The following is a 20444-nucleotide window of genomic DNA, read 5'->3' on the forward strand; positions in this document are numbered from 1 at the left end:
AAAACCTCCGGACGGATGGCAACCACCAGTTCGGAGGCAGTGTCGCGCGAAATGCTCCCTTATGGAAGCAGGGGGCATTGAGCACACCACTCATTATGCCCAAGCCCGGATGGAATGGCCCCCTCCGTTCGGAGGGGGCTGCGGCCTGCGGGGACCTTACCAGTTGCGTCGGAAGGTCAGGCCGATGGCGTGGAGGTCGTCGGAGGAGGCGATTTCGCCCTGGTAGCCGACGTTGAGGAAGGAATCCTCGTTGAGGCGAGCGTCCAGACCGGCGGCGACCCGCACACGATCCCGGCTGAGGCGGGGACCCTCGATGGTGAAGCGCGTGGAGGTGTCGGCCGCGAAGGCGGTGTCCATGCGGCTGGAACGGTCGCCGTGCTCGTGCACCCAGGCGGCTTCGGCGTAGGGGGCGACCCGGCCGCCGGTGGTCTCGAACGCCTGATCGAAGCGCACGCCGGCCTGACTGCGCAGGGAATATTCGCTTTCGCGATCCACATCCAGATTGGCGGCCCCGGCGCCGGATTCCGAGAACCCGCTGCGGCGCAGGTATTCGTAATCCAGTCCGCCAAACGGGGTCAGTCGGGCCGTGTCACCGATCTCGAAGGTATAGCCACCCTCGGCCCGCATGCCCACGCCGCGCGCGGAGTAGTCTGCTTCCGCGGTGCGGCCGACGGTGTCAACGAAGCGCTCGGTGTCGGTGCGGTGATAGGCCATGCCGACGCTGCCGCGGGCATACAGGGCATCGCGCTGCCATCCGCCGTAGCCGGCAAGATGGACGGAATCGACGTCGATATCGCCCCCGGCGGTGTCGCCGCGGTTGCGGGTGTATCCCATGGCCGCACCAAGATGGAGTTCTTCGGAAACCGGGGCATCAAAGCCGACCGTGAGTCCGGTGAAGCGATAGTCGGCGCCGCTGGCGTTGGTGGTGTCGTCGATGTCACCGCGGCCACCTTCGGCGTTGACCCACCAGCCCCGCGATGTTCCCGGGGAGTCGTCCAGCAGCCCTCGGGGCTGTCCGGCGGAGGCGAGCTGGAGGCCGGCGAGCTGCTCCAGGCTGGCGGTCTCGCGCGGGGCCTGCGCGCCACCGGGCCCGGGCATGCGGCCGGTGAGGCCAGCGCGGAAACGCTGGGCCCCACGCAGCCCGATCTGCTGGACGTGGGTGTGATCGACGCCGGACAGGTCGTCCAGTGAGGCGCGGGCGTTGTCTTCGTCCATGGCGATGAGTGTGTCCAGAACGGGAGACATGTCGGCATTCTGCGTCTGTTCATCGAGGCCGCCCGCTACGGCCCGCTGGTTGCGGGTACGGGCTACATCAACGAAATCCGCCACCTGAGTCAGGGTCAGATAGACCTGATCCGAACCGTAGCCCAGTTCGGACTCCAGAAATGCGAAATCATCGGTGACATCGCCAAACTCGCCGTACACCGCCTGCTCGGCGTTGAGGATCGTGTACGTCGTTTCGGGGTCCCACGTGCTTCCGTCATCGGTGCCGTTTTCGGCGGTGACGTGCACGCTGGCACTGTCGTGGATATGGATGTCACCTTCGACGGTCACGTAATCGTTGTGGACCCCGGCGGTATTGCCACCATCGTTGACTTCCACCCGATACACCGAGTCCTGGTCCAGTGTCAGGTCGCCGTTGGTGATGGTCAGGCTGCCGATGGAATTGCCGGGTGCGAGCATCCCGCGAATGGTGGCGTCGCCATGAACCTGTCCGTCGCCTCCCAGTTGGCCTCCGGATTCGACTTCGAGGCCGTCCTGGCTGGCGAGGGTCCCGTTGACCACCAGTGTTCCCCGCGCATCCGGATCGTCTGCCACGATCACCCGGCGTCCGGCCGAGACTTCGGAATCCGGGGCGATTTCCAGATGACCCCGGCCGTTGTAGCCGACCCTGAGGCTCTGGGATACGATCCACTCGGAGTCCGATCCGGAGACGTACACGGAACCATCACCACGGTCGTTGAAGCCGATCCACCCGCTATCGCTGGTGACGGTCGCTCCGTCTTCGATGTCGAGCCGTGCGGTGCCCGAATTCCCGATGCGCAGAAGACTGCCTACTTCCCAGGTGGAATCGGGGCCCGCCACCCGCCCGCTGGCGCTGCTGCCCGGATGCACCGCGAGTGAGGCCATGGACTGACTTTCGACTCGGGCGCCATCCAGGATCTCCAGCTGGCCGTGGCCGAGGCGCCCGATTCGCAGGGTGTCGCCGGTCTGCAGAATCGAGTCCGGTCCGGTGATGCTGACTTCGCCATGAGAACCGGATTCGTGTCCGATCCAGCTCTCGCCTCCAACGATGACGTGCCCTCCGTCGCGGACTGCGAGATCGGCCGAGCCATCAAAGCCGATAAACAGCCCGTCGTGCACCGTCCATCCGGATCCGTTGCCCCGGATCGTTGCCGTTCCCCGGGCGCCGTCTTCGATGCCGAGCCCACCGACGATGGTTTCCGCTTCACCGCCGTTGCTGAGCTCGAGGTCACCTTCGCCTTCAATCCCGATCCCCAGGACGGACTCCGGGCCCTGGCCGGTGATCTCCAGCATCGAATCGGACCCGTCGATGACAACGGAACCCTCCGAGCCGGATTCGTCGGCCACAAGGACGCGTTCACCGGCCTCGACCCGAGCTCCGTCAAGGATGTGGAGTGCCCCTTCGCCCGCTTCTCCGACGAAGATGTCGTCCTCCGCCTGCCAGCTGGAGCCCGGGCCGCGGAGCCGGACGAAACCATCGCTGTCTTCACCGTGGGCAATGTGGCTCATCCCTTCGGTGACCAGTTCGCCCCCGTCCAGGACCTCAATCTGGCCACTGCCGGCATCGCCGACGGCCAGGGCACCCTGCGCGGTCAGGCGAGAACCGGAGTCGGTAATGGTGGCTTCGCCCCGTCCCGAGGCCAATCGACCCAGCAACACGTTTGCACTGGTCACTTCGCCCCCGTTCCGGATGTCGAGGTGGCCTTCACCGCTCCATCCGGCCGTCAGGTCGCTGGTGGTCCAGCTGGATTCGTCCCCGTCGCCGGAAACGGTTGCGGTCCCGTGACCGGTAGCGTCAAAGCCAAGATAGGTATTGCCACTGGTGACCTCACCGCCGTTGGCGATGGTCAACTCCCCGTGACCGCCGCGCCCGACGGCCAGATAGGTCGTGATGTCCCACTCCGCATCATCGACTTCAACCGATCCGCTGGAGCCTTCGTGATATCCCACGTCGGCGTCCCAGTGTTCGGCAATGGCTTCGTCGTCCATTTCGAGCGTGCCGGTTCCCCCGGTACCGACCCGTATGGAGTCTCCGACAAGCGTTGCATCGGTGATCCGGATGGTTCCGTTCGCGCCGGAGCCGTTCGCCACGAAGGTGGTTCCCGAATCCTGCTCGAGTCGGGCGCCATTCTCCAGGACCAGTGTGCCGGTACCACCTACGGTACCCACATTCAGATTGAGATCGTTGTGCTGCCATTCCGCATTACCGCCGGAGATCACGGCTTCTGCGTCGGCGGAAGACCGTCTCCCGATGTTGACACGGGAGTTGGTGACGACGGCGCCTTCCACCCGGAGGTTCGCGGTTCCCTGGAGATGGAAATTGTCGTGGGTTTCGAGCGAACCGTCCGTCGTGATTTCCAGCTCTCCGTCATTCAGCTGAATGCCGTTGGCTTCCGCACCGGTGTTATCAATCTGTACGCGGTCATCCTCGTCGAGGATCAGGGCCTCGGTGTCCGCATCGGGGGCATCCTGGTCCCAGTTGTCGTCCTGAAACCAGTCGATGTTGGCCGCAACGCCGTCGGTCCATTCGGTCTGATCGGCGCCGGCTCCGTTGATCCCGATGGCGAGGATGGCGGGGGCCACCAGTCCGGGGATGGTCCAGTGGCGGTGGGCGGAGGCGCGCGGCCTCAGAGCACGGTAAACGGCATGACTGAGCGGGGTGGGTCGAAATACTGGCATCCTGAGTCTCCCTGGAATCCTTGTGTGAACGAAACACGAAGACCCGCGAAATGGGGCGGGTACAGGGATTCTGGCGCCTCATGGCGCGTCGGGCCCCGTCTGAACGGAGGGGGTTGCGGAACTTTTCGGGGCGGTCATGTCGCCCCTTTGGTTCACGGGATGTCGGCGTAGCGCTCGCGGAAGGCGCAGCGGCCTTCGGGGAGCCAGGCGGGGATGTCGTAGTAGTGTTCGAGGACCGGGCGCAGGACGTCCTCGTGGTAGGCGGCGTAGTCGAAGCCGTGGCCTTCGGCGACCTGCCAGGGGATGCCGCCGGCCTCGCCGGTGCGGATCTCGACGCGGTCGAAGAACGGTGCCAGGTCTTCGCGGTCGACCTCGCCACGGCGCGGGATGAACACGAAGTCCTCGCCGTCGAGGGCACGGAAATCGGTGATCAGGTCGTCCTGGCGGCCGTAGTGCGAGCCTTCGCCGAAGACCCCGAAGTAGTGCCCGGAGTAATGGCTCAGCATGGCCGAGCGCGAGTAGCTGCGGGTGAAGAAATGCCAGTCTGCGTCGGACCGGTCCGCGTTGGCGTAGGGCTCGGTCAGCGCGGCGACCTCCTCGGGCGCCAGGTAGAACACCGCACTGGCGTGGTCGCCGTGGCCGCGCAGCCAGTCCACCGGCAGGGTGGCGATGGCCAGCAGCAACAGCGCGTGCAGCAGGGCCAGCAGGCCGGAGAGCCAGACCGAGATCCGCAGGGCGCGGGTGGTGAGGAACAGCGCGGGCACCAGAAGCAGCGGGGCGAACGCCGCCAGCCAGTGCAGCCCGATTCCGGCGAACGGGGACAGCAGGGCGAACAGGCCCAGCGGGATCAGCCCGGCGGAGACGAACACCCCGAGGCGGTGTTCGCGCACCCCCTGCACCACGGCCCGGCGCTGGCGTGCGAGGAACCACAGCAGCCAGGGCGTGAACAGGTACACCAGCAGGGCGGTATAGGTCAGGGTGCCGCCGGGGTCGAAGCCGTCCCCGCCGTGGCGGTTCACCACGTTGAACATCACGTTGTACCAGCAGTTGTCCCAGTTCCAGTACAGGTTGAGGGCCACCGCCGGCAGCACGCCGAGGATGATCAGCAGCAGGCCGCGCCAGTGCTCGCGGGCGAACAGCACGATGTGCAGGCCGATGGCCACGCCCAGCAGCACGGCGAAGTATTTCGACAGGAACGCCAGCCCCAGCGCGACGCCGCCGAGGAAGAAGGCCAGGGCCGCCACGCCCGGGCGCGGTTCCCGCAGCGCGTACCACACCAGCCCGGTGGCCAGCAGGCCGAACAGGATCAGCGGGGTGTCGGTGGCCACCAGCACGGCGATGAACAGCAGCGGCATGAACAGCGCCAGCAGCGAGACCAGGCGGGCGCGCACCGGGTCGTGCCGGTGCCACAGGGCGAGGATCAGCAGCGCCGGGGCCACGGAGACCAGGATGCCCGGGATACGGATCACCAGCGGGTGTTCGGACACTGCGGTGACCGCGCTCAGCCACCAGCCGATCATTGGCGGGTGGTCGTAGTAGCCGAGATCCGGATGGGCGGCCCAGATCAGGAAATAGGCCTCGTCGCCGGTGATCGGCAGCAGCGCGGCGATCAGCGCCTTCAGCGCGATCACCGCGAGCAGTACCGCCGGGTAGTGGCGGGCGGGCCAGGGGGCGTCGGCGGGCAGGTTCACAGCCGCAGGTGGCGGAACAGCCAGTCGGGGAAGTTGCGGATGATCAGCATGATGATCCGCCAGAACCACGGCACATAGGCCACCGCATGGCCTCGGCGCAGTGCGCGAAGGATGCCACTCGCGACACGGTCGGGTTCCGCCCACAGGGCCCCGGCGCGATTGAAGCCCTCGGTCATTGGGGTGCGGACAAAGCCCGGCTTGATGGTCACCACATCCACGCCCGCCGGCGCGAGGCGATGCCGCAGGCCCTGCAGGAAGGTCGCGAGCATGCCCTTGGCGGTGCCGTAGACGTAGTTGCTCTGGCGGCCGCGGTCGCCGGCGACCGAGCCGATGGCGCCGATCACGCCATGGCCCTCCGCCTCGAAGTCGGGGGCGATGCGGGTGAGCAGGGCGACGGCGCTGGTGCCGTTGATGCGCAGCGCCTCCTGGGTGGCCTCCACCGAGTCGTGGCAGGTGGCGGGATCGGGCAGGCTGCCCCAGGCCAGCAGCGCGGCATCCACCGTGCCCAGGTGTTCGCGGGCGGCGGCCCAGGCGTCGGCGTGGGTGGCCGGGTCGGCGGGATCGGCGGCCAGCCCGCGGATGCGCTCGCCGGCGGCGTCGTCGCCGCGCACGCGCAGATCCGCCAGCAGGCTTTCCAGACGCTCCGGATTGCGGGCGACGCAGAACAGGCGGGCGCCGGAGCTGGCCAGACGGCGGGCGACGGCACTGGCGATGGCGGAGGTCGCGCCGAAGATCACGACGTTGTTCAGCGGATTCATGCGGTCACCCGGCGCCAAAAGCTGGAGGAGAATTGAGGGTCGGTCAACTTAGCGAACTCGATCCATTCAGGAAACCCGGCACGGAACATCGCGCCGGACATGCGTGCGTCCTTGGCCGGGTACAGCGCTCCGTGCGCCTCGCGCACCACACGGTCGAGGCGCTCGAACAGCGCATGGGTCGCTGCCCCGCGATCGGGGAAATCCAGCGCCAGGGTGGTGCCCGGGCGCGGGAAGGACAGCATCCCGGCCGGCGACTGGCGGCCGAAGGTCTTGAGCACCGCGAGGAACGAGCCCTGGCCGCTGCGCGCGATCTGGCGCAGCAGCTCGGCGACGGCGTCGCGCGCGGTGCGTTCGGGGAGCACGCACTGGTACTGGTAGAAGCCTCGGCGGCCGTAGATGCGGTTCCAGTCGCGGATCCCGTCCAGCGGGAACAGCCAGCCGCGATGATGCGCCGGATGCGGGCTGCGGCGCAGCGGCTGGTGGAAATACAGCTCGTTGAACGCGCGCAGGCCGGGACCGTTGACCAGCGAGAACGGCGGATCCACCGGCACCCGCCGCCGGGGTTCGCGGAAGCGGGCGCGCGGGGGCGGGGTAACCGCGTGGCGGCCTGCGGAATAGATCCCGCGGCCCGGGGGATGGCGCCGACCATCGGCCAGGCAGTCGATCCAGGCCACGGTGTAGGGCCATTCGCGGCGCGCGCGGGCATCCAGCGCCCAGAAATCGTCCAGGCTGTGGAAGCGTTCCGACCACACCGACATCCAGGCCGAGGATACCGGCACGAGCTGCAGGGTCACGGTCTCGATCAGCCCGGTCAGGCCCAGCCCGCCGATGGTGGCGGCGAACCAGCGCGGATTGTGCTCGGGGCTGACCTCGACGCGGCCGGCATCGCTGCGGTGCAGGGTCAGGCGCTTTACGTGCGCACCGAAGCTGCCGGCGACGTGATGGTTCTTGCCGTGTACGTCGTTGGCCACCGCGCCGCCCAGGGTCACGAAGCGGGTCCCCGGGACCACCGGCGGGAACCAGCCGCGCGGCACGCTCAGTTCCAGCAGTTCGTCCAGCGTGACCCCGGCCTCGGCGGTGATTACTCCAGTGTCGGTGTCGAACTCGACGAAGCGGTCCAGCCCGCGGGTGTGCAGCAGATGGCCGCCGGCGTTGAGGCAGCAGTCGCCGTAGGAACGTCCCATGCCGTGGGCCAGCAGCGGCCCTTCCGGCAGCCGGTCCGGGCGGAACGCCGGCGCGCTGTGCGCGGCGTGTTCCACCCGCGGAATGCGGTTCCAGCCGCTGGTCGTCATGCCGGTCCCCCGTCGTGTCGGCGCTCCGGGGCCGTGTCGCCGCGTGCGTCGGGGTGGCTGCCGAGCGCGATCAGGCCCAGCAGCACCGCGAACCACAGGGTGGTCAGGCGGATCAGCGTGGTGGCCGCCACCGCGTCCGCCGCCGGCATGTCGTGCAGCAGGAGCAGGCCGATCATCACCGCCTCGGTGCCGCCCAGCCCGCCGGGCAGGAAGCTCAGCGCCCCGGCCAGCATGGCGAGGGCGAACACGAAGGCGGCGAACGCGAATCCGGCCTCGAAGCCCATCGCGTTGAGGATCCACCAGAAGGCCAGCGCCTCGGCGCTCCAGGCCACCACACTCAGGACGGTGGCGCCGGCGAGCAGGCCCGGTGCGTGGCAGCGCCGCGCCTGCAGCAGGATGGTGGCGGCGTGATGCAGGCCGCGCCACAGCCGCCGGCCGGGGCGGTCCGCGTGGCGTTGCAGGGCCTCCAGCGGTCGGCGTTGCGACAGCACCAGCAGGCCGGCGGCGACGGCTGCCACGCCGGCCAGGATCAGCGAGGTCCCCTGAGCCACCAGCGTGAGCCCCAGCAGCGACAGCAGTACCACCGCCACCAGATCCGACAGCCGTTCGCTGACGAACGCCGCGAAGCTGTCCGGATAGGGGACACCCCGGCGCTTGAGCAGCACCCCGCGCAGGGCCTCGCCGGCCTTGCCCGGGGTGGTGGTCAGGGCAAAGCCGGCGAGGTAGATGTGCAGGCTGGCGGGCGCGGCGATGCGATGCGCCAGCGCCCGCAGGTACAGCTGCCAGCGGGCGAACCGCAGGCTGTAGTTGACCAGCGACAGCGACAGGGCCAGCAGCAGGCCGAACGGGCCGACCTGCACCAGTGCGTGCCAGACCTCTTCCGCACCGGCCCAGATGGCGATGCCCAGATACGCCGCGGCGGCCACGATCACCGACAGGATCAGCCCGCGCAGGCGCCAGCCGGTCAGGACCGGCTTCCCGCTCACGACAGCACCGCGAGGGTCACGCCCAGCCAGGCCACCACCGTCACCAGCAGATGGGCATCGGTGAACAGGTCGCGCGAGGTGTCGCCGCCGCGCCCGCGGAAATGCAGCAGGTACAGGTAGCGGAAGATCCCGTAGATCACGAACGGCAGGGTATAGATCAGCTCATCGGTGCCGTGCAGGGCGATGACCTCCGGGCTGACGGTGTACAGCCCATAGGCGATCACCGTGCAGGCCGCGCTGATCGCGATGAACTGGTCCAGCAGCGCGGTGGAATAGTCGTCGAGCACGCGCCGGGTGTCGCCCCGCGTGTCGCCCCGCGTGTCGCCCCGGCTGTCGTCCCGGGATTCGGGGGCGGGGTCCGCGGGAGCCGGGCCGGCGGTCACGGCGGTTTCCGCCAGCTCCGAGCGGCGCTTGGCGAAGCCCAGGAACAGGGTCAGCATCAGGCCGCACAGCAGCAGCCACTGCGAGGGTTCGATGCCCAGCCCCAGGGTTCCGGCCAGGATGCGCAGCATGAAACCGCCGGCGATGCTGAACACATCCAGGATGACGACATGCTTGAGCGCCAGCGAATAGGCGATGTTCAGCACCAGATAGCCCGCCAGCAGCCCGGTGACCCAGGCGCTGACCAGCAGGCCCAGGGCCAGCGCGAGCACCACCAGCACGCCCAGGATGATCCGCGCGGCCGGGATGCCGATGGCCCCGCTGGCCAGCGGGCGCCGACACTTGGTCGGGTGCCGGCGGTCGGCTTCGACGTCGAGGATGTCGTTGAGCACGTACACCGCGCTTGCCATCGCGCAGAAGGCGAGGAACGCGAGCGTGGCCGCCAGCAGGGTCTCGCCCTCCCAGGCATGCGCGAACACCGGTCCGAGGAACACGAACCCGTTCTTGATGTACTGGTGCGGACGCAGCAGTTTGAAAATCGGCTGGAGCATCGGTGCGTGCGGAAAGGCCGGCGGAACGGGCTGGCAGTGTAGGCAAATGCGCCGTCCGGTGCACCCGCGAAGATGGGCACGTGCCCGGTTTCGCAGTGTGCGCGGGTGCGATCGGTTACCATCCGGGACGTTTCTCCGATCAATCCGCTGTCACCGGGAGTCTGTCATGCAAGCACTGTCCGTCCTGAAGAAAACCGTCGTCCTGTCCGCCGGCCTGGGTCTGCTGCTGGCCGCCGCGCCGGCGGCCGCCGATCTGTCCGAGGGCGACGCCTTCCCCGACGTCACCCTCAACGACCAGCACGGGGAGCCGCTGGAGCTGCCCGGCGATGCGCGCGTGGTGCTGATGACCGTGGAGATGGCCCCGGCCGACATCACCAATGATGTCCTCGGGGACATGGGGCCCGAGGCGATCGAGGAGGCCGGCATCCGCTACGTAGCCGATACCCACGGCATGCCGCCGTTCGTGCTGGAGAACGTGGTCATGCCGCGCATGCAGGAGCGTCCCTATCGCACCGGTGTGACCGAGGGACCCGATGACATGGGCTTCATGCCGCATCAGCGCGATCACGTGAGCGTGGTGTTCCTGGATGGCGAGGGAACGGTGACCGGCACCGGCGCGGCCGCCAGCGAGGCCGCCCTGCGGCAGATGCTGGAGGGCGCCGGCGACTGAAATGGCCTTCCTGCTGGGCCTGCTGACCGCGCTGGGCTACGGCGCGGGGGATTTTCTCGGCGGCCTGGCCTCGCGGCGGGTTTCGGCGCTGGTGGTGGCCTGCTACTCGCAGTTGCTGGTCACCGCGCCGTTGCTGGTGCTGGCATTGCTGGTGGCGGGGTTGCCCGGGGAAGCGGCCCTGTTGTGGGGCGGCGGCTCCGGCGTGGCGATGGCGCTGGGCCTGCTGGCCTACTACCGCGGACTGGCCGAAGGCTACATGGGGCTGGTCGCGGCGGTGACCGGGGTGCTCTCGGCGCTGGTGCCGCTGGCGGCGGGGCTGGCCCTTGGCGAACGCCCGGGATGGTTGTCGCTGGCCGGGATCGTGGCCATCGTGGTGGCGATCGCGCTGGTGTCGGGCGGGGCCCGGGAGGCCAGTCCGCGTGACCCGGACGCGCCGGTGCGGGGGGCGGATGGCCTCGGTCACTGCGGGCCGCATCCGCTGCTGGGGGTGTTCGACGGCGTGCTTGCCGGGGTCGCCTTCGGCCTGGTGTTCGTGTTCCTTGACCAGGCCAGCGAAGGGTCGGCCCTGTGGCCGGTGGTCATGGCCGGCGGCGTGGGCGGGCTGGTGCTGCTGGGCGTGATGCTGCTGCATCGCCCCGAGCGACACATGGCCCGCAGCACGCTGGTGCTGGTCGCGCTGGCGGGCCTGCTGCAGGGGCTCGCCACCCTGGCCTTCGTGGTGGCCGTGCGCATCGGACTGTTGTCGGTGATCGCGGTGGCCGGGGCCCTGTCGCCGGCACCCACCGCACTTCTGGCGCGGTTCTTTCAGGCCGAGCGCATGAGCCGCCTGCAGCTGGCCGGGTTCGGCTTCGCGCTGGCCGGCATCGTGCTGATCGTGCTGGGCGGGGCGGGGTGAGCCGGGAAGGCATGGGGGCTTCGGCAAGCGCCGTATTCGCGTGCAAGCACGCTCCCACCAAGCGCGCTCCCACAATCAGGCACCGGGATGACCCGCAGGAGCGCGCTCGCGCGAGAATGCAGCAATCGTAGAAGGAGAGAGGCATGGAAACGGAACTGGCGAATGAACCCCGCACCGACCGCACGTTCGTGACGATCATCTACGTGCTGTATTTCGTCGGCTTCTTCATCGCCATCACGGCCCTGGTCGGGGTGATCATGGCGCACGTGAAGCGCAGCGATGCGGATGCGATCAGCGAGACCCACCTGCAGTATCAGATCCGGACTTTCTGGATCGGTCTGCTGATGGCCGTGCTGGCGACCCTGACCGCGGCGATCGGGATCGGGCTGATCATCGGGCTGCTGTTCCTGGTGTGGGTGCTGGTGCGGTGCATCAAGGGCGTGATCCGCAACAGCGATGACCGGGCCATCGAGGACCCGGCCACCTGGCTCTGGTAAGCCCCGCAGTGCGGGGCCCGGGCGGGGTCTCAGCGCTCCAGGTACTGCAGCTTGCCCTCGACGCCGTCCCATTCTTCCGCGTCTTCCGGCGGGTCCTTGCGCGCGGTGATCACCGGCCAGGTGCGCGCCAGTTCGGCATTGAGCTCGATCATGTGCACCTGATCCTCGGGCACGTCATCCTCGGGGACGATCGCCTCGGCCGGGCACTCCGGCTCGCACAGGGTGCAGTCGATGCATTCGTCGGGGTCGATGGTGAGGAAGTTGGGCCCCTCGTGGAAGCAGTCCACCGGGCAGACTTCGACGCAATCGGTGTACTTGCACCGGATGCAGTTCTCCAGAACGATGAAAGCCATTGCGCTTCTCCATTGGTCGTGTTGCGACGCCACGGCTCCTGTGTGCCGTCGCTCGGTCCGTTCGGCGTATTGTAACCGCTCCTCCCGAGCGGCCGGGAATCCCGGCTGCCGCGGCTGTTATTCCGCGACTCCCCGTTCCAGCGTGTCCTTGAGCCGGTAGAGCGCGTCCAGCGCCTCGCGCGGGGTCAGGCCGTCCGGATCGAGTTCCGCCAGGGCCCGCGCGACGTCCCGCGCCGGCTCGGGTACTTCGGGTGCCGGCGGGGCGGGTTCTTCCGGCGCCGCGGGTGCGGGCGGCTCCGGCGGGAACAGCCCCAGCTGGGGCGAGTCGCTGTCCCGGGCACGGCTTTCCAGATCGGCCAGATGGGTGCGGGCGCGCTGCAGCACGTCGGCTGGCACCCCCGCCAGCGAGGCCACCTGCAGCCCGTAGCTCTGGTTGGCCGGCCCCTCGCGGACCTGATGCAGGAACACGATGTCGTGGCCGTGTTCCACCGCGTCGGTGTGGATGTTGGCCACCGCCGGTTCGCGTTCGGCCAGCGCGGTCAGCTCGAAGTAGTGCGTGGCGAACAGGGTCAGCGCGCGGTTCTCCCGCGCCAGGCGTTCGGCACAGGCCAGCGCCAGCGCCAGGCCGTCGAAGGTGGAGGTGCCGCGCCCGATCTCGTCCATCAGCACCAGGCTGCGTTCGCCGGCGTTGTGCAGGATGCTGGCGGCCTCGGTCATCTCCACCATGAAGGTCGAGCGCCCGGAGGTCAGGTCGTCGGAGGCGCCGATGCGGGTGAAGATGCGGTCCACCGGCCCGATGCGGGCCACGTCCGCGGGCACGAAACTGCCCATGCAGGCCAGCAGCACGATCAGCGCGGTCTGGCGCATGTAGGTGGACTTGCCCCCCATGTTGGGCCCGGTGATGACCAGCAGCCGGCGGCTCTCGGGATCCAGTCGGGTGTCGTTGGCCACGAACGGGGTGTCCAGGGTGGCCTCCACCACCGGGTGGCGACCCTGCTCGATGTGGACGCCGGTCTCGGGCACCAGTTCGGGGCGGCTCCAGTCGAGCCGTCGGGCGCGTTCGGCGAGGGTGGCCAGCACGTCCAGCCGGGCCACCGCGTCGGCGATCGCCCGCAGGCGGTCGGCGCGCCCCTGCAGGCCGGCGAGCAGGTCGTCGAACAGCTGGCGTTCGCGCGCCAGGGCCTGTTCCCGTGCGGACAGGATCTCGTCCTCGAAGCGCTTGAGTTCCTCGGTGGTGTAGCGCTCGGCGTTCTTCAGGGTCTGGCGGCGCATGAAGCGCCCGGGCAGCTCCTCCGAGCGCGAGCGGCCCACCTCGATGTAGTAGCCGTGCACCCGGTTGTAGGCGACCTTGAGCGTGGCGATGCCGGTGGCCTCGCGTTCGCGTGTCTCCAGATCGCGCAGGAAGCCGTCGGCGTTATGCTCCAGGTCGCGCAGGCGGTCGAGTTCGGGATCGAAGCCGGGGCGGATCAGGCCGCCGTCGGTGACCCGGATCGGCGGTTCGTCGACCAGCGCGCGGACCAGGGTTTCGCTCAGTTCCGTCTCCGGCGCGAGTTCGTCGCGCAAGGCGGCGAGGGTGTCGGCCTCGTCTGCGGCGGGCTGCAGTGCCGCGTGCAGGCCGGGCAGGCGTTCCAGCGCCGCCTGCAGCGCGACCAGATCGCGTGGCCGTGCGGAGCCCAGGCTGATGCGCGAGACGATGCGTTCGACGTCGGCCATGCCGGTCAGGGCCTCGCGCAGGCCTTGTTCGGCTGCGTGGTCCAGCAGCGTGGCGATGCCCTGCTGGCGTTCCCGCAGCAGGGCGCGGTCGGCCAGTGGCTGGTGCAGCCACTGCGACAGCAGCCGGGCGCCCATGGGGGTGCGGCTGGTGTCCAGCAGGTCGAACAGCGAGCCGCGGCGCTCCCCGCTCAGGGTGCGGGTCAGCTCCAGGTTGCGCCGGGTCGCCGGGTCCAGCATCAGCATCTGGCCGCGGTGTTCGCGCCCGAGCCCGGTGATATGGGCAAGGTTGCCGCGATGCTGCGCCTGCACGTAGGCCAGCAGCGCGCCCGCGGCGGCCAGGCCCAGCACCAGGTCGTCGCAGCCGAAGCCGGCCAGGTCGGTGGTGCCGAAATGCCGGGTCAGGGTGCGCTGCGCGGAGATCGCGTCGAAATGCCAGTCGGCATGATGCCGCGGGGCCCAGGCCTCGATCCCGGGGATCGCCGGGGCCGGGTCGGGGACCAGGCATTCCACCGGGTCGAGACGCGCCAGTTCGGCCTCCAGTTCGGTCGCGTCGGCGACCTCCAGCACCCGGAAACGGCCGCTGGCGAATTCCAGGCTGGCGATGCCGTAGCCTTCGTTGCGGCCGCGCACGGCGGCGCTGGCGGCCGGACACACGGCGACCATGCGATTGACCTGGCGGGCCTCCAGCAGGGCGTCCTCGGTGACCGTGCCCGGGGTCACGATGCGCACGACCTCGCGCTGTACCGGGCCCTTGTTCTCGCCCACCTGTCCGGTCTGCTCGCAGATCGCCGCACTCTCGCCCAGCTTCAGCAGCCGCGCGAGGTAGCTCTCCAGGGTGTGCACCGGGATCCCGGCCATCGGGATCGGCTCGCCGGCCGACTCGCCGCGGCGGGTGAGGGTGATGTCCAGCAGCCCGGCGGCGCGCTCGGCGTCGTCGTAGAACAGCTCGTAGAAATCCCCCATGCGGTAGAGCAGCAGGGTCTGCGGGTACTCCGCCTTGATCCGCAGGTATTGCTGCATCATGGGGGTATGTTTTGACAGGGCGTCCGCGTCGCTCACTGGCCGTTCCTGCTGTTCGGGGGCGTCGGTGGCCGGATTGTAACGGGTCCGGTGGGGGGTGCGGGGGGTTATGTGACGCAATCGCCGGAATGTCCGGGGGCCGCGGGACTTCCCTTGCTCAAGAATTAGAGAGTTCTTATATTAGGAAACACTAAATAACAGGAAAGGAGAGCCCGCATGATTCGGAAGAACCTCGGGGAAGAATACAGCCCGATGTATTTCCTGGGCGCACTGGGGGCCGGTGGCACGGCCGTTACGTTTTTCATGTTCCTGATGTTCATGACGCCCTATGACACCCCGATCCCCACATACGAGGCCATGATGGCGCTGATGGCGGGCGAGGGCCCGCTGATCGCCGTGCTGGTGGGTGCGGCCATGGCCGGCATCCTGTTCTTCGTGGCGCTGCATCTGCGCCTGCTGGTGTGGAATATCCGCGAATACCGGCAGTTTCGCCGGACCGAGGCCTTCACCCGGCTGCGCCGTTCCAACCAGGAAGTGGCCCTGATGGCGATCCCGCTGACCCTGGCCATGACCATCAACGCCGGCTTCATCGTCGGCGCGGTGTTCGTGCCGGGGCTGTGGAACGTGGTCGAGTACCTGTTCCCGCTGGCCATGCTGGCCTTCCTGGCGGTTGGCGCCTTCGCGCTGGTGATCTATTCGCGCTTCCTGGCACGGCTGTTCACCGAGGGGGATTTCGATTTCACCGGCAACAACAACCTGAGCCAGCTGCTGGCGGTGTTCGCGTTCGCGATGATCGCCGTGGGTCTCGCGGCGCCGGGGGCGATGAGCGAGAATCTGGCAATCAACGCCGCGGGGATCTTCTTCTCGCTGACGTTTGCCGCGCTGGCGCTGGTGCTGGGGCTGGTGATGTTCGTGCTGGGCTTCAAGTCGACGCTGCGCTACGGCATCGCGGAGGCGGCCAGCCCGAGCCTGTGGATTGCGATCCCGATCCTGACCCTGCTGGGCATTGCCTTCATCCGTCATCAGATGGGGCTGCACCACGGGTTTGGCGCTCCGCTGAACGAGGCGATGCTGTTCGTGTTCACCTCGCTGGTGCTGGGCGCTCAGCTGGTGTTCGGCCTGATCGGCTACGTGGTGATGAAGAAGCTGGGCTACTTCCGTGACTACATCCACGGCGAGAAGAAGAGCCCGGTCAGCTACGCGCTGATCTGCCCGGGGGTGGCCCTGGTGGTCTTCTCCTGGTTCTTCATCAATCTGGGACTGGTGTCCAACGGGGTCGTCGAGCCGTTCAGCGTGGCGTATTTCGCCCTGCTGGCCCCGGTGGTCTACCTGCAGGTGGTGACGATCGCCACGCTGTTCCGGCTGAACCGCAAGCTGCTGCGGGCGGAACCGGCGACCGAGGGCGCCTCCCAGCAGTCGTGATCGCGCCACTGGTTCGGTGCCAGACGGGCGGTGTCCGGGGGTTCCCGGACACCGCCTTTTTTTGTCCGGTCAGGCGGTGGCGGCGGGGCGTTCTTCGCGGCCCTCGCGCGACCCGGTGTAGCGCCAGGCCTTGCGGAAGGTGGTGCGCAGGGGCGATTCGAGATGCGCGCGGGCGCGTGCCGGCGCGATGCCGTGGTCGCGGCAGAACAGGGCCAGGGCCCAGGCGAGTTCGTCGCGGCCGAGGTCGGCGTCGCGATCGGCCGACGGGCCCTTGCACGCCCCGCAGCCGTTGACCCGCACGCGGAACGCGGTGTTGGCCAGAAAGATGCCGAAGCCCATGCGCGTGGCCACCAGCTCGGCAATGGCGTCGGCATTGCGCTCGGCGGCCGGGGCGGGTTCGCGGATGCCCTCCACCCACCAGGCCGCCAGTTCCTGCGCGAAGGTGCCGACCAGGGCCTGACGATTCCCGATCAGCTGCGGGTCGTAATGGAAGATCCGCTCGCCACCGGCGCTGGCCGCGCCCAGCGCGGTGACCGGCTGCGGTGCCAGTCCTCCGGGTTCGGCCAGGCGGGCCGCGCGCTGCTCCAGGCCCGCATGCCGGCGGACGCTGGCGAACACCTGCTCGGCCATGCCGTGCGGGCTGTCCGCCTCGCCCGGGAAGTGTTCACGGATGGGCTGCACCAGGGTCGGCGGGTCGAAGGGCCGGTCGGCGGCGGGCTGACGGTCCACCCACGCAAACACCGCGCGGATCCACTCGCGGGTGTCGACATCAAGGACCGGATCGGGCTGGAACAGGCGTGCAAGCATGGCGGGCGCGTTTCTGGAGGTGGTTGATCCATGGTATGCCATTCCGTCCCGTCGCGGCAGCCCCTGCTGCAAGCGCACCGGAATGTGTCAGACTCGGAGTCCGAATCCCCAGGGGCAAGGATGGAGACATGTTTGGCGAGGAGGACCGGCGACGGGATCGTCGCATCCCCGTGGGCGTGACCGGGGAGGTGTACTGGACCGGTTCGGGGCAGACCACGCGGGTGGAAATCCATGACCTGGCCGCCGGCGGCTGTGCGCTGATGACCGGCTTCGAGGTGGATGCCGGGGTGGGGGTGATGGTGACGGTGCCGAGCCCCGATCCGCGCATCGAGAACCTGCAGCGGCGGGGTCGGGTGCTGCGCTGTGACAGCGCGGATCCCGACCGCGAGGGCCGGCGCCGATGGCGCCTCGCGGTGGCCTTTGAAGAAGAACCCACGAGAGACGCGACACCATGACCGAATTGCGCAAGGCGGATGTCACCGGGCTGTCGGCCCTGGTCTATGACCTGGGGGAGCGGATGACCGCGCGCGGGCTGATCATGGCCACGGTGGAATCCTGCACCGGGGGCGGGATTGCCCAGGCACTGACCGATGTGCCCGGCAGTTCGGCCTGGTTCGAGTGTGGCTGGGTGACCTACAGCAACGCAGCCAAGACCCGCCTGGTGGGCGTGGACCCGGCGTTGCTGGAGGCCCATGGCGCCGTGAGCGAAGAGGTGGCGGCCGCGATGGCCACGGGCGGCCTGACGCACAGCGGCGCCGACCTGTCCCTGTCGGTCACCGGCGTCGCCGGGCCGGGCGGCGGTTCGCCGGACAAGCCGGTGGGCATGGTGTGCTTCGGGTGGCAGGCGCGCGACGGAGCCGTGCGCACCGAGACGCGGCACTTCGCCGGCGAGCGCCACGAGGTGCGTCGCCAGGCCATGTTGCACGCCCTGGCCTCGCTGCTGGAGCACGAACTGGGCTGAAGCACGCGCCCGGCGAGCGGACCGCGGTGCGCGGAGGCCTACTTCGGTCCGAGCAGCAGCCAGGCGATCAGCCCCAGCAGGGGCAGGAACAGCAGGATCAGGATCCACAGGACCTTCACCACCGGGCCGGCGGGACTCTGTGCGGTCCGGACAATCGCCCAGATGATGATCAGCAGCCAGACAAGGCCCAGAATGCCGGTGATTTCAATGCCCATGCGGTGCTCCGGTAGCGGCGTGAATCGCGTCGAACGCACGGATATCACGTGCAGGGCCGGAACACCAGCCCGCCGGGGCGATGGTCTATACATCAAAGGTACTGAAGGGCGCTGGCGGCACGGGAGATATGGTGATGCAGAAGATTCCGGCAACGTCGGGTTCGGGTGCTCCCCCGGATCCGGGCACTCCGACGGGGCGAGCGGAAGAGTGCGACAGCGAGACCGGCGACGAGGGCACGCCGACGGCCGCCGCCCGGAGTCCGAGCATGCACGAAGGCGTGGAGTTCTGGTGCGACTGCTGCTCCTGCGAGGCCGAACCCTACTGGCTTGCGGTGGCCGCGGACCTGGGAATCGATCCGGACTGAGCCGTCCGAACTGCCGAGAGGGAACCATGATAAAGGGGTCAGTGACCGACCGAGGGTCCCGCGTGCCCGTCCGTCGGATGTCGGGGCAGGCGGGGGCATCGGCATGAAGATCTGGGTGGACGCGGACGCCTGTCCGGCGGTCATCAAAGAGATCCTGTTCCGGGCCGCGAAGCGCACCGGGGTGGCGATGACCCTGGTGGCCAATCAGCCGGTGCGCACGCCGCCGTCGAAACTGATCGACTCGATCCGGGTGAGCAGTGGCTTCGACGTGGCGGATAACGAGATCGTGCGGCGGCTCGAGGCGGGTGATCTGGTGATCACCGCGGATATCCCGCTGGCGGCCGAGGTGATCGAAAAGGGCGGCGAGGCGCTCAACCCGCGGGGCGAGCTCTATACCCGCGACAATATCCGCGAGCGCCTGAGCATGCGCGACTTCATGGACACCCTGCGCTCCAGCGGGGTCGACACCGGCGGGCCGGCGGCACTGGGCCCGCGCGACCGTCAGGCCTTCGGCAATGCCCTGGACCGCTGGCTGGCGCGTAACTCCTAGGGCAGTGCCAGCTGGGTGTATGGTCCGTGTTCGTCGATCCTGTCGTCGTCGAACTCGAAGGGCGGTCCGGGCGTATTCGTTCCAGTGCAGAACCAGCCGAGTATTGGAGGGCATGCGATGAAGTGGCAAGTACTGGCGGTGTTCGCGGGCCTGGCGCTGGTCTGCGCCCCGGTGGCGGCCTCGGACCGCGAGGGTCCGGCGGAGCTCGACGGGGTCGCTGTCGAGGAGGTGGTGGAGGAGGATGACGGCGAGGAGGACGCGCTGTCGTTCGACCAGCGTCGGGCGGTGGAATTGCTGGGCGAAGCGAGCCGGCACTTCGACGAGCTGACCGAGCTGCCGGAAAGCCGCTGGCTGCGGCGCGATCAGCAGAGCGCCCGGGAGGACATCGACGACCTGATCGATGACGCGCTGGAGGTCATGGACGTGCCCGAGATCGTGTCCATGCGTCGCCAGTACCGGGAGCTGGAAGACCGGATCATGACCGAACAGGAACGTCGGGCCGATCTGCGCGAGGAGCGGATGTTCGCGCCGGATACGGATGCCAGCACGCTCGCTCGGTTCACGCCCACCGAGACCCTGCGCGAGATGACCGCCCGCACCCGGGGTGACTTCGACCGCCTGATCGAGGCACGCGAGCGCAACATCGCCGCCTACGAGGAGGAACTGGAGGCGCTCAAGGGCGAGATGGCCACGGCGCTGGAAGGCGTGGGGCTGTCCATGCCGCCGGACCAGCTGGAACTGTGGATGAGCTCGGCGATCGGCGACGACGTGGTGTCCATGGCGGTGGTGTTCCGCAGCATCCGCACGCTGACGCAGCGTCTCGAGGAGCTCACCCGCGAGAGCGGGGAAAATCTCAACGTGGCCGGTCGTTACTACGGCATGGTGGTGATCCTGCATCGGCTGGTGGTGACCATGCAGGGGCGTTTTGTCGAACGGGTGGACGAGGAGATCGTCCCGCGCCTGGAGGCCTACCGCGAAGAGGCCGACGAGATCATCGCCGAGTCGCGGGAACTGATCCGCGAGGGCGGGCACCGCGACAGCCTGGAGTCCAATATCGCGGCCAACGAGCTGACCCGCCAGGCGATCGACCTGTACCTGGAGGTGGTGACCGGCCAGCGCGACCAGGTGGCCGAGGCACTGGAGATCAGCCGCTACGAGAAGCAGGTGGCGGTCAACACCTACCGCACCGTGCAGCTCAGTGCCAACGTGGCGGATCTGATCCGTGATGGCCTGGACACCTTCGAGACCCTGTCCGAGCTGCAGGTCCCGGAGACCGCGGAATTCCGCAACGACAAGATCCGCGAGGAATTCCGCCGTCTGACCGACCGGCTGGAACGATGAATGGCAGGAAGACCTCCCCGACGCGCAACGCGTCCTGACCCTGTCCCGTCCT

19 protein-coding genes are annotated in these 20444 nt (G+C 68.6%); 9 read left to right on the top strand and 10 right to left on the bottom strand.

The annotated features are described in order from the left end of the window. Window positions 1-156 precede the first annotated feature (156 nt). The 6 genes from G020_RS14950 to G020_RS0108775 all read right to left on the bottom strand — a co-directional run bounded on the left by G020_RS14950 (window position 157) and on the right by G020_RS0108775 (window position 9583). A complete protein-coding gene (locus G020_RS14950) occupies window positions 157-3924 on the bottom strand; it encodes an autotransporter domain-containing protein (RefSeq protein WP_081647404.1) in 3768 nt (1255 codons plus the stop codon). A 152-nt stretch (window positions 3925-4076) separates the two neighbouring features. Then, on the bottom strand, window positions 4077-5615 hold the full coding sequence (locus tag G020_RS0108755; RefSeq protein ID WP_024329345.1) for a glycosyltransferase family 39 protein: 1539 nt from the start codon (window positions 5613-5615) through the stop codon (window positions 4077-4079). Beyond that, window positions 5612-6373 (bottom strand): SDR family oxidoreductase, encoded by a 762-nt coding sequence (locus G020_RS0108760; protein ID WP_024329346.1) that lies wholly within the window; start codon window positions 6371-6373, stop codon window positions 5612-5614. Before G020_RS0108760 ends, G020_RS0108755 begins: the two co-directional genes overlap by 4 nt. Beyond that, window positions 6370-7665 (bottom strand): FAD-binding oxidoreductase, encoded by a 1296-nt coding sequence (locus G020_RS0108765; RefSeq protein ID WP_024329347.1) that lies wholly within the window; start codon window positions 7663-7665, stop codon window positions 6370-6372. The genes G020_RS0108760 and G020_RS0108765 overlap by 4 nt, the downstream gene beginning before the upstream one ends. Beyond that, the gene (locus G020_RS0108770) at window positions 7662-8651 is read right to left on the bottom strand and encodes a lysylphosphatidylglycerol synthase transmembrane domain-containing protein (protein WP_024329348.1); all 990 of its coding nucleotides are present in this window, start codon (window positions 8649-8651) and stop codon (window positions 7662-7664) included. Before G020_RS0108770 ends, G020_RS0108765 begins: the two co-directional genes overlap by 4 nt. Beyond that, window positions 8648-9583 carry a UbiA prenyltransferase family protein gene (locus G020_RS0108775; protein WP_019591876.1) on the bottom strand — a complete coding sequence of 312 codons (936 nt, stop codon included), beginning with the start codon at window positions 9581-9583 and terminating at the stop codon, window positions 8648-8650. Before G020_RS0108775 ends, G020_RS0108770 begins: the two co-directional genes overlap by 4 nt. Before the next feature lie 166 nt (window positions 9584-9749). Here G020_RS0108775 and G020_RS0108780 point away from each other — a divergent pair, with 166 nt between their 5' ends. The 3 genes from G020_RS0108780 (at window position 9750) to G020_RS0108790 (ending at window position 11645) form a co-directional block, all read left to right on the top strand. Next, window positions 9750-10253, top strand: a complete 504-nt coding sequence (locus G020_RS0108780; RefSeq protein WP_018870472.1) for a hypothetical protein — start codon at window positions 9750-9752, stop codon at window positions 10251-10253. 1 nt (window position 10254) lies between these two features. Next, window positions 10255-11148: a DMT family transporter gene (locus tag G020_RS0108785; protein ID WP_019591875.1), complete on the top strand. Its 894-nt coding sequence runs from the start codon at window positions 10255-10257 to the stop codon at window positions 11146-11148. 143 nt (window positions 11149-11291) lie between these two features. Then, window positions 11292-11645: a DUF4870 domain-containing protein gene (locus G020_RS0108790; RefSeq protein WP_019569908.1), complete on the top strand. Its 354-nt coding sequence runs from the start codon at window positions 11292-11294 to the stop codon at window positions 11643-11645. 29 nt (window positions 11646-11674) lie between these two features. On the opposite strand, the gene fdxA is transcribed toward G020_RS0108790, so the two are convergent. Together fdxA and mutS are read right to left on the bottom strand one after the other, a co-directional pair. Next, the gene (gene fdxA, locus G020_RS0108795; protein WP_018870469.1) at window positions 11675-11998 is read right to left on the bottom strand and encodes a ferredoxin FdxA; all 324 of its coding nucleotides are present in this window, start codon (window positions 11996-11998) and stop codon (window positions 11675-11677) included. Between the two features lie 117 nt (window positions 11999-12115). After that, a complete protein-coding gene (mutS, locus tag G020_RS0108800; RefSeq protein ID WP_019591874.1) occupies window positions 12116-14770 on the bottom strand; it encodes a DNA mismatch repair protein MutS in 2655 nt (884 codons plus the stop codon). Window positions 14771-14947: 177 nt separating this feature from the next. On the opposite strand from mutS, the gene G020_RS0108805 reads away from it, so the two are divergent. Continuing rightward, on the top strand, window positions 14948-16153 hold the full coding sequence (locus G020_RS0108805) for a hypothetical protein (RefSeq protein WP_019591873.1): 1206 nt from the start codon (window positions 14948-14950) through the stop codon (window positions 16151-16153). A gap of 69 nt (window positions 16154-16222) precedes the next feature. Here G020_RS0108805 and G020_RS0108810 read toward each other — a convergent pair whose 3' ends face one another. After that, window positions 16223-16960 (bottom strand): hypothetical protein, encoded by a 738-nt coding sequence (locus G020_RS0108810; RefSeq protein WP_019591872.1) that lies wholly within the window; start codon window positions 16958-16960, stop codon window positions 16223-16225. Between the two features lie 128 nt (window positions 16961-17088). Between G020_RS0108810 and G020_RS0108815 the strand changes: the two genes are divergently transcribed. Both G020_RS0108815 and G020_RS0108820 read left to right on the top strand, forming a co-directional pair. Then, on the top strand, window positions 17089-17415 hold the full coding sequence (locus G020_RS0108815; RefSeq protein WP_019591871.1) for a PilZ domain-containing protein: 327 nt from the start codon (window positions 17089-17091) through the stop codon (window positions 17413-17415). Next, a complete protein-coding gene (locus G020_RS0108820) occupies window positions 17412-17921 on the top strand; it encodes a CinA family protein (RefSeq protein ID WP_019591870.1) in 510 nt (169 codons plus the stop codon). The genes G020_RS0108815 and G020_RS0108820 overlap by 4 nt, the downstream gene beginning before the upstream one ends. A 38-nt stretch (window positions 17922-17959) precedes the next feature. Here G020_RS0108820 and G020_RS14955 read toward each other — a convergent pair whose 3' ends face one another. After that, window positions 17960-18136 carry a PLDc N-terminal domain-containing protein gene (locus tag G020_RS14955; protein WP_018870463.1) on the bottom strand — a complete coding sequence of 59 codons (177 nt, stop codon included), beginning with the start codon at window positions 18134-18136 and terminating at the stop codon, window positions 17960-17962. A 134-nt stretch (window positions 18137-18270) separates the two neighbouring features. On the opposite strand from G020_RS14955, the gene G020_RS15270 reads away from it, so the two are divergent. The 3 genes from G020_RS15270 to G020_RS0108840 all read left to right on the top strand — a co-directional run bounded on the left by G020_RS15270 (window position 18271) and on the right by G020_RS0108840 (window position 20392). Continuing rightward, complete coding sequence (locus tag G020_RS15270; RefSeq protein ID WP_156002720.1) at window positions 18271-18501, top strand: hypothetical protein; 231 nt, start codon at window positions 18271-18273, stop codon at window positions 18499-18501. Window positions 18502-18604: 103 nt separating this feature from the next. Next, the gene (locus tag G020_RS0108835) at window positions 18605-19051 is read left to right on the top strand and encodes a YaiI/YqxD family protein (protein ID WP_019591868.1); all 447 of its coding nucleotides are present in this window, start codon (window positions 18605-18607) and stop codon (window positions 19049-19051) included. Window positions 19052-19168: 117 nt separating this feature from the next. After that, window positions 19169-20392 (top strand): hypothetical protein, encoded by a 1224-nt coding sequence (locus G020_RS0108840; RefSeq protein WP_019591867.1) that lies wholly within the window; start codon window positions 19169-19171, stop codon window positions 20390-20392. Window positions 20393-20444 lie beyond the last annotated feature (52 nt).

This window comes from Thioalkalivibrio sp. ALR17-21, assembly GCF_000420185.1.
Taxonomy (GTDB): domain Bacteria; phylum Pseudomonadota; class Gammaproteobacteria; order Ectothiorhodospirales; family Ectothiorhodospiraceae; genus Thioalkalivibrio; species Thioalkalivibrio halophilus.

What these genes read in the sequence shown, in the direction of transcription:
- G020_RS14955 (WP_018870463.1), bottom strand. Translation starts at nt 18,136, where the DNA reads ATGGGCATTGAAATCACCGGCATTCTGGGCCTTGTCTGGCTGCTGATC.
- G020_RS0108815 (WP_019591871.1), top strand. Translation starts at nt 17,089, where the DNA reads ATGTTTGGCGAGGAGGACCGGCGACGGGATCGTCGCATCCCCGTGGGC.
- G020_RS0108840 (WP_019591867.1), top strand. Translation starts at nt 19,169, where the DNA reads ATGAAGTGGCAAGTACTGGCGGTGTTCGCGGGCCTGGCGCTGGTCTGC.
- G020_RS14950 (WP_081647404.1), bottom strand. Translation starts at nt 3,924, where the DNA reads ATGCCAGTATTTCGACCCACCCCGCTCAGTCATGCCGTTTACCGTGCT.
- G020_RS0108775 (WP_019591876.1), bottom strand. Translation starts at nt 9,583, where the DNA reads ATGCTCCAGCCGATTTTCAAACTGCTGCGTCCGCACCAGTACATCAAG.
- G020_RS0108780 (WP_018870472.1), top strand. Translation starts at nt 9,750, where the DNA reads ATGCAAGCACTGTCCGTCCTGAAGAAAACCGTCGTCCTGTCCGCCGGC.
- G020_RS0108810 (WP_019591872.1), bottom strand. Translation starts at nt 16,960, where the DNA reads ATGCTTGCACGCCTGTTCCAGCCCGATCCGGTCCTTGATGTCGACACC.
- G020_RS0108785 (WP_019591875.1), top strand. Translation starts at nt 10,255, where the DNA reads ATGGCCTTCCTGCTGGGCCTGCTGACCGCGCTGGGCTACGGCGCGGGG.
- fdxA (WP_018870469.1), bottom strand. Translation starts at nt 11,998, where the DNA reads ATGGCTTTCATCGTTCTGGAGAACTGCATCCGGTGCAAGTACACCGAT.
- G020_RS0108805 (WP_019591873.1), top strand. Translation starts at nt 14,948, where the DNA reads ATGATTCGGAAGAACCTCGGGGAAGAATACAGCCCGATGTATTTCCTG.
- G020_RS0108790 (WP_019569908.1), top strand. Translation starts at nt 11,292, where the DNA reads ATGGAAACGGAACTGGCGAATGAACCCCGCACCGACCGCACGTTCGTG.
- G020_RS0108765 (WP_024329347.1), bottom strand. Translation starts at nt 7,665, where the DNA reads ATGACGACCAGCGGCTGGAACCGCATTCCGCGGGTGGAACACGCCGCG.
- G020_RS15270 (WP_156002720.1), top strand. Translation starts at nt 18,271, where the DNA reads ATGCAGAAGATTCCGGCAACGTCGGGTTCGGGTGCTCCCCCGGATCCG.
- G020_RS0108820 (WP_019591870.1), top strand. Translation starts at nt 17,412, where the DNA reads ATGACCGAATTGCGCAAGGCGGATGTCACCGGGCTGTCGGCCCTGGTC.
- G020_RS0108835 (WP_019591868.1), top strand. Translation starts at nt 18,605, where the DNA reads ATGAAGATCTGGGTGGACGCGGACGCCTGTCCGGCGGTCATCAAAGAG.
- G020_RS0108760 (WP_024329346.1), bottom strand. Translation starts at nt 6,373, where the DNA reads ATGAATCCGCTGAACAACGTCGTGATCTTCGGCGCGACCTCCGCCATC.